Here is a 7,027-nt window from a genome sequence, read left to right as displayed (position 1 = left end):
CAGAGAATTTATCATTCTGACATCCATTTCAGAATTAAAAATTCAGAAAAACTTAACAACTTAGGTTTAAATTAAGAAATATTTAACTTAAAAGAATGAAGTTTTTCATAGAAATGAAAGTTAGTACTTATCGCTTGTGATTTTTTGAATTCTTGAATCATTTAATCGATAATAGAACTTTAATACTTATGTCTTTAGCGATTTACTCATAAAGAACTTTAATTTTTAATCATATGAAAACAAGGGGAAATTACATGGGATTTAAAGCCCTCCCTACACTTATTTCTTTATTTATTACATTGTTAATCTGGTTCGTGATTCCTGTACCAAATGGTGTTGATCCTGATGCTTGGCATTTGTTAGCGATGTTTGTCGGTGTAATTGCCGCAATCATCGGTAAAGCGATGCCAATTGGTGCCATTGCCATTATTGCAATAACTTTAGTCGCTATCACTGGCGTGACTAACACGAGCCCAAGCGGTGCAATTCAAGATGCCCTTAGTAGCTTTGCTAACCCACTCATCTGGTTGATTGGTATCTCCATCATGATCTCTAAAGGTTTGCAAAAAACTGGATTGGGTGCACGGTTAGGGTATTTATTTATCGCAGTTTGGGGGAAGAAAACCATTGGGATTGGCTATAGCATGGTACTTTCAGAACTCATTCTCGCCCCTGTAACGCCAAGTAATACAGCTCGTGGTGGCGGAATAATTCATCCGATTGTACTGGCAATTTCTACTAGTTATGATTCTGATCCTGCCAAAGGCACCGAAGGTCGGATGGGAAAATATCTGTCATTGGTTAACTACCAAGCCAACCCCATTACCTCTGCAATGTTTATTACGGCAACTGCCCCTAACCCATTAGTCGTTGATTTAGTGGCAAAGGCGACCAATAGTGAAATTTCATTAAGTTGGAGCACTTGGGCATTGGCGATGTTACTGCCTGGTTTGATTGCTTTAATTATTATGCCTTTGATTATGTATTTGATGTATCCACCCGAAGTCAAAGAAACGCCTAATGCAGCTCAGTTTGCTAAAAGTAAATTAAAAGAAATGGGTCCAGTTAGTAAAAATGAAATCATCATGCTTGGTGTATTCGGTATTTTATTGATGCTATGGGCAGGGATTCCCGCCATGATTTTTGGCTCTGCTTGGGCTGTTGATCCAACGACGACTGCCTTTATTGGTTTAGGATTATTGCTACTTACAGGTGAACTCACTTGGGATGATATTCTTACGCAAAAGAACGCATGGGATACGATTACTTGGTTCGCAGCATTGGTGATGATGGCAACTTATTTAAATAAGCTCGGTTTAATCACGTGGTTCTCGAGTGTTTTAGAAACCAGTATTGGTCATTTAGGTCTAAGCTGGATGCCTGCTTGTCTATTATTAATGCTTGCTTATCTGTATGCACATTATATGTTTGCTAGCACCACGGCGCATATTACCGCCATGTTTGCAGCCTTTTATACGGCAGGACTTGCACTCGGTGCACCGCCAATGCTCTTTGCTTTAATGATGGCAGCAGCTTCTAGCATTATGATGACATTAACCCATTATGCGACTGGCACTTCCCCTGTAGTGTTCGGTTCGGGTTACACCACACTTGGTGAATGGTGGAAAGCTGGCTTTGTCATGAGCGTGGTGAATATCATCATCTTTGTGCTGATTGGCGGACTTTGGTGGAAAGTGTTGGGTTATTGGTAGAATTGTTTTAGTTTTAAAAAAAGCCCCCTTATGATGGGGCTTTTTCATATATTTATTTTAAGAAGTACTAAATTATATCTGCTGAATTAATCGGGCTTGATATCATAAACCCAATTTCGTGCTTGTTGGTCTGTTGTAGTTTCGCAGACGTAGTAATCTTGATCCCACGAGTCTTGATGGAAAATTTCCTTTTTGTAATAGGTGACGCGTTTATCATTTTCAACACAAACAAAGCTATCCCCTTGGTCTTTAACTGCTGAACCGTTAAGGAATCCACCAATACATAAGAAACGCGATTGTTTAGCCATTTAGTTGAATCAACTTTTTAAGTCACTCATTTTCAATAATTAAATAATGGATTGATTGAATTGTAAAGACCAAATTACTGGACTATACCCATTAAAATTATTAGATATGCATAGTACAGAAATCACTACAATTTTTTGATTTAAAGCTGGGTATCAAATTTTAGATTAATTAGAAATTATTTCAAAAAATAAGGGCTGATTAATCAGCCCTTATTTTTAGCTTTTGCTCAAGTAAATCATAGACCTGCTCTTGCGCTAGGGAAAAGCCTTTCGGCTTTTCTTGATACTAGCTCATTAAGTCAATTGAGCAGCTTGGATTTTCTTAGTATCAACTTGATCAGCTTCTTTAGTATATTCGCTCATCTTGTCGAAGTTTAAGTATTTGTAGATGTCAGCAGAAGCGCTGTCGATTTGCGACGCGTACTGTTGATATTCTTCTGGGCTTGGTAATTTACCAAGAACCGCAGCTACAGATGCAAGCTCAGCAGAAGCTAAGTAAACGTTTGCACCTTGACCTAAACGGTTCGGGAAGTTACGAGTAGAAGTCGATACACATGTTGTGTTCGGTGCTACACGTGCTTGGTTACCCATACATAATGAACAGCCTGGCATCTCTGTACGTGCACCAGCACGACCATAGATGTTATACAAGCCTTCTTCCATTAATTGGTGCTCGTCCATACGAGTTGGTGGAGCCAACCATAAACGAGTAGACAATGAACCACCAGGTACTTTATCTAGTAACTGACCAGCTGCACGGAAGTGACCGATGTTCGTCATACAAGAACCGATGAATACTTCATCAATTTTGTCGCCTTGAACGTCAGAAAGAAGTTTCGCGTCGTCTGGATCGTTCGGGCAGCAAAGAATTGGTTCTTTGATGTCAGCAAGATCGATTTCGTAAACTTTTAAGTATTCTGCATCAGCATCAGCTTTTAACAAGCTTGGGTTGTCTAACCACTTCTGCATGTTTTCAGCACGGCGCGCCATTGTACGAGCATCGCCATAACCTTCTGCGATCATCCACTTCAACATGGTGATGTTAGAACGTAAGTATTCAGCAACTTTCTCTTCAGAAAGTGTGATTGAACAGCCAGCAGCAGAACGTTCAGCAGAAGCATCAGAAAGTTCGAATGCTTGCTCAACAGTCAAGTCATTTTCCATTTCTGACAAATCGATCTCAAGGATACGACCAGAGAAGATGTTTTTCTTACCTTTCTTCTCTACAGTTAAGTCACCCGCTTGAATTGCGTAGTAAGGAATTGCATGTACAAGGTCACGTAAAGTGATACCAGGTTGCATTTTACCTTTGAACTTAACAAGTACAGACTCTGGCATATCAAGTGGCATAACACCAGTTGCAGCTGCGAACGCAACAAGACCAGAACCCGCAGGGAAAGAAATACCGATTGGGAAACGTGTATGTGAGTCACCACCAGTACCTACTGTATCTGGAAGTAACATACGGTTTAACCAAGAGTGGATAATACCGTCACCTGGACGTAAAGATACACCACCACGGTTCATGATGAAGTCAGGTAATGTATGGTGAGTTGTTACGTCAACTGGTTTTGGATACGCAGCAGTGTGACAGAAAGACTGCATTACCAAGTCAGCAGAGAAGCCCAAGCAAGCTAAGTCTTTTAACTCGTCACGAGTCATAGGACCAGTTGTATCTTGAGAACCAACTGTAGTCATCTTAGGTTCACAGTAAGTACCCGGACGGATACCTTGACCTTCAGCTAAACCACATGCACGACCAACCATTTTCTGAGCTTGCGTGAAGCCTTTGCCAGTGTCAGCAGGTTGTACAGGTGTACGGAACAATGTAGAAGGTGCAAGACCTAATTCTTCACGTGCTTTAGCTGTTAAACCACGACCAATGATCAAATTAATACGACCACCAGCACGTACTTCGTCTAAAAGTACTGGAGTTTTAAGTTCTGCTTCTGAAATTTGTACGCCATCTTTAAAAGCAGTAACTTTTGCAGCAGCGTGGTCAATTTTCAATACAACTTCGTCGCCCATGTTCATGTTAGCAACGTCGATTTCTACAGGTAATGCACCCGCGTCTTCCATTGTATTAAAGAAAATTGGAGCGATTTTAGAACCTAAGCACACACCACCATCTTTTTTGTTTGGAATGTGTGGAAGTTCGTCACCGAAGAACCAAAGTACAGAGTTAGTTGCAGATTTACGAGAAGAACCTGTACCAACAACGTCACCAACATAAGCAACTTGGTTGCCTTTCGCGATGAGTTCTTTGATTTGGCTTAATGGACCAACTTCACCTGGTTTTTCAGGATTGATACCATCACGCTCGTTTTTCAACATTGCATTTGCATGTAATGGGATATCTGGACGGCTCCAAGCATCTTGAGCTGGAGACAAGTCATCAGTATTTGTTTCACCAGTTACTTTGAACACAGTGATTTTGATTTCTTCTGGAACATCAGGACGGCTAGTGAACCATTCTGCTTCTGCCCAAGATTGTAAAACAGCTTTAGCCGCAGCGTTACCAGCTTTTGCTTTATCTGCTACGTCATGGAATGCATCAAATACAAGAAGTGTTTTCTTTAATGCTTCAGCAGCTAGGTTTGCAAGTTCAGCATCGTCAAGAAGCTCAACAAGTGGTGCTACGTTATAACCACCAAGCATTGTGCCAAGTAAGTAAACTGCACGTTCTTTAGAAACGAGTGGTGAAGTTGCTTCGCCTTTTGCAATCGCTGCCAAGAACGCTGCCTTTACGTAAGCTGCTTGGTCAACACCTGCAGGAACACGGTTTTCAAGCAAATCAACCAAGAACGCTTCTTCGCCTGCTGGTGGATTTTTTAATAGTTCAACAAGCTGAGCTGTTTGAGCATCATCAAGTGGCTTCGGTGGGACTCCGAGTGCGGCACGTTCTTCAACGTGTTGGCGGTAAGCTTCTAGCACGGTGTTCATTCCTCTTTTTTTGAAAAATTACTTGCAAATTCCAGCTTTCTTAAAAAGCTTCACAAGTAATATGGACTACAAAAGTTTACTAGAGTTCAAGGTAAAAGTTAATGAAAACGGGGTGTTTCTCCGTGATGCCCATTATTTTGTATCTAAATACCCATGTATAAATAACGAACAAATTAGCCAAATTTGGATTGTTTTTGAGCAAAAACACCCCTCAAGAGAGGAAATTCAATAACCTTACACAATTAGAACGATTTATATTTTGGCATTTTGTCATGAGGCGTTATCAAACATTCATCCATCGCTTGCTTTCTAACTTTTTCTTGGAGTGCTTGAGAATCTTGAGTTAGTTCTTCTTTTGGAATCGCATAGACTTTATCAATAATATTAAGAATGAACTTTTTGGTAATGTCATCTTCAATTTTATTTGCATGCTCAACGGCCTGAGTTTTTTCAATTGCTTGCTGGCGATCAAAAACAATGCTTCTAGCCGCATTTCCTACGCTAGTACAAAAGCCATGCCATTGCTCTTCAGGTGTTAATGGCTTCTTTTCTGAACAACCAACAAAAAATAAACTCACTGCAATCAATAAAATCTTTTTCATCATTTCACTACACTAATTATTGCTGCCCATATCATACGGAAAATCATCATTTTTGCAAAAACAGTCAAAAAAACCGAGATGATTTCCCCTCGGCTTTTTTTATATCAAGCATTAGAAATGCTAGTTTGAGTTAATTAAAAAATTTGATATCAGTCGGTGTTGATATTTTTGCTGCATCACCAGCGGGTTTTAAGGTGCCTTTGTTGGCATCAAAACGGAACAAGCTAATGTTATTACTATAAACATTCGTTACATAGAGATATTTACCCGATGCATCGAATGAGAAAGCACGTGGTTCAATACCATTAGCTTTATAAACTACTGGTTTAGCTAGCAATCCATTCTGCTGAATTTTAAATACCAAAAGTTTATTGTCTGCCCCTCTGTTAGCAGCAATCACATATTTGCCATTTGGACTGAGGATAATTCCACTCGCGCTTTTAAATTCAGGTGTTTTGTCTTCGTGAATTAATTTTAGCTCAGCCACTTTTTTCAAATGACCATCTTGCACATTAAATGTCACAATTTCGCTTCGCATTTCTGCGGTAACGTACGCATGTTTGCCATTTGGTGAAAAGACCATATGACGCGGGCCAGAACCATGCCTAAAAGTCACATCTCGGCTATTGTCTGCTTCGAGTGGTTGAGGTTTATTCGGCTTATAGTGAAAAGTATAGACTTTGTCATTTCCAAGATCGCTTGCATATAGATACTTACCATCTGGGCTAAATGTAGTCGAATGCGCATGACCACTGTCCTGACGACCTTTGACGTGACCAGAACCTTCGCTAAAAACAATATTTTGTACTTTTTCACCTAAATGACCGTTTGGCAAAATTGGAAAAACAGCTACCCCACCACGACCTTTATCAAATGCCGAATAGTTCGACACAAATAGGAATTTGCCATCTAAACTGATGGATGCGTGTGTTGGATGTCCACCATGGCTATCCACTGTGTTTAACACTTCCACCTTTCCATTTTGAATTGATAATGCAGTCACCGCCCCTTCATTTTCTTCATTGGTAGTATAGGCAAAGCGGCCATCTTTCGATTTCACAATCCATGAAGGACTTTTCATTTTCAAGACATTAACAGGAGTTAAGGTTCCATCTCTATTCACTTTAAGCTGATACAAACCTTCACTGGCTTGTTTTGGTTTTTGCGCAAGTGGTGCGTTAGGAATCGATGTCCATGTTCCTACCAAAGCAATTTGTTGTTGTGCAGCATTTACGGTAGAGCCCCATCCAAATGACAAAAGCGTCATCGACAATGTTGCTGTTAGTTTTTGAATTAGCCCACGATATTTAGTATTTGTATCGTTTTCCTTGTCATATTTAATTTCAACAGAAGTATCTATTTTCACTGCTATATCCTTGGAAAAAACCACCTTATTTGCACTTATCAACAAGGTATTATCAATTTAGTTTCATTTAATGATTCTGAAAACTAATTTATAAAA

Annotated in this window: 5 protein-coding genes; 1 reads left to right on the top strand and 4 read right to left on the bottom strand. The window is 39.8% G+C overall.

What is annotated here, in order from left to right:
• The first annotated feature begins 254 nt into the window (after positions 1-254).
• Positions 255-1,712: a DASS family sodium-coupled anion symporter gene (locus I7H67_RS17895; protein ID WP_198308482.1), complete on the top strand. Its 1,458-nt coding sequence runs from the start codon at positions 255-257 to the stop codon at positions 1,710-1,712.
• An 86-nt stretch (positions 1,713-1,798) separates the two neighbouring features.
• On the opposite strand, the gene I7H67_RS17890 is transcribed toward I7H67_RS17895, so the two are convergent.
• From I7H67_RS17890 to I7H67_RS17875, 4 genes are all read right to left on the bottom strand, one after another.
• Entirely contained in the window at positions 1,799-2,020 is a 222-nt protein-coding gene (locus I7H67_RS17890) for a hypothetical protein (protein WP_198308481.1), read from the bottom strand.
• Positions 2,021-2,314: 294 nt separating this feature from the next.
• On the bottom strand, positions 2,315-4,954 hold the full coding sequence (locus I7H67_RS17885) for a bifunctional aconitate hydratase 2/2-methylisocitrate dehydratase (RefSeq protein ID WP_005306651.1): 2,640 nt from the start codon (positions 4,952-4,954) through the stop codon (positions 2,315-2,317).
• 251 nt (positions 4,955-5,205) lie between these two features.
• Complete coding sequence (locus I7H67_RS17880; protein WP_004791531.1) at positions 5,206-5,568, bottom strand: hypothetical protein; 363 nt, start codon at positions 5,566-5,568, stop codon at positions 5,206-5,208.
• Positions 5,569-5,695: 127 nt separating this feature from the next.
• Positions 5,696-6,931 carry a lactonase family protein gene (locus I7H67_RS17875; RefSeq protein WP_198308480.1) on the bottom strand — a complete coding sequence of 412 codons (1,236 nt, stop codon included), beginning with the start codon at positions 6,929-6,931 and terminating at the stop codon, positions 5,696-5,698.
• Positions 6,932-7,027 lie beyond the last annotated feature (96 nt).

The sequence above is a fragment of the Acinetobacter sp. ACIN00229 genome (genome assembly GCF_016106645.1).
Classification (GTDB): Bacteria; Pseudomonadota; Gammaproteobacteria; order Pseudomonadales; family Moraxellaceae; genus Acinetobacter; species Acinetobacter oleivorans.
This window is presented reverse-complemented; position numbering and strand designations above follow the sequence as displayed.

Excerpts from the sequence above, each read along its gene's own strand:
- I7H67_RS17895 (WP_198308482.1), top strand. The coding sequence starts at position 255 with ATGGGATTTAAAGCCCTCCCTACACTTATTTCTTTATTTATTACATTG.
- I7H67_RS17880 (WP_004791531.1), bottom strand. The coding sequence starts at position 5,568 with ATGATGAAAAAGATTTTATTGATTGCAGTGAGTTTATTTTTTGTTGGT.
- I7H67_RS17890 (WP_198308481.1), bottom strand. The coding sequence starts at position 2,020 with ATGGCTAAACAATCGCGTTTCTTATGTATTGGTGGATTCCTTAACGGT.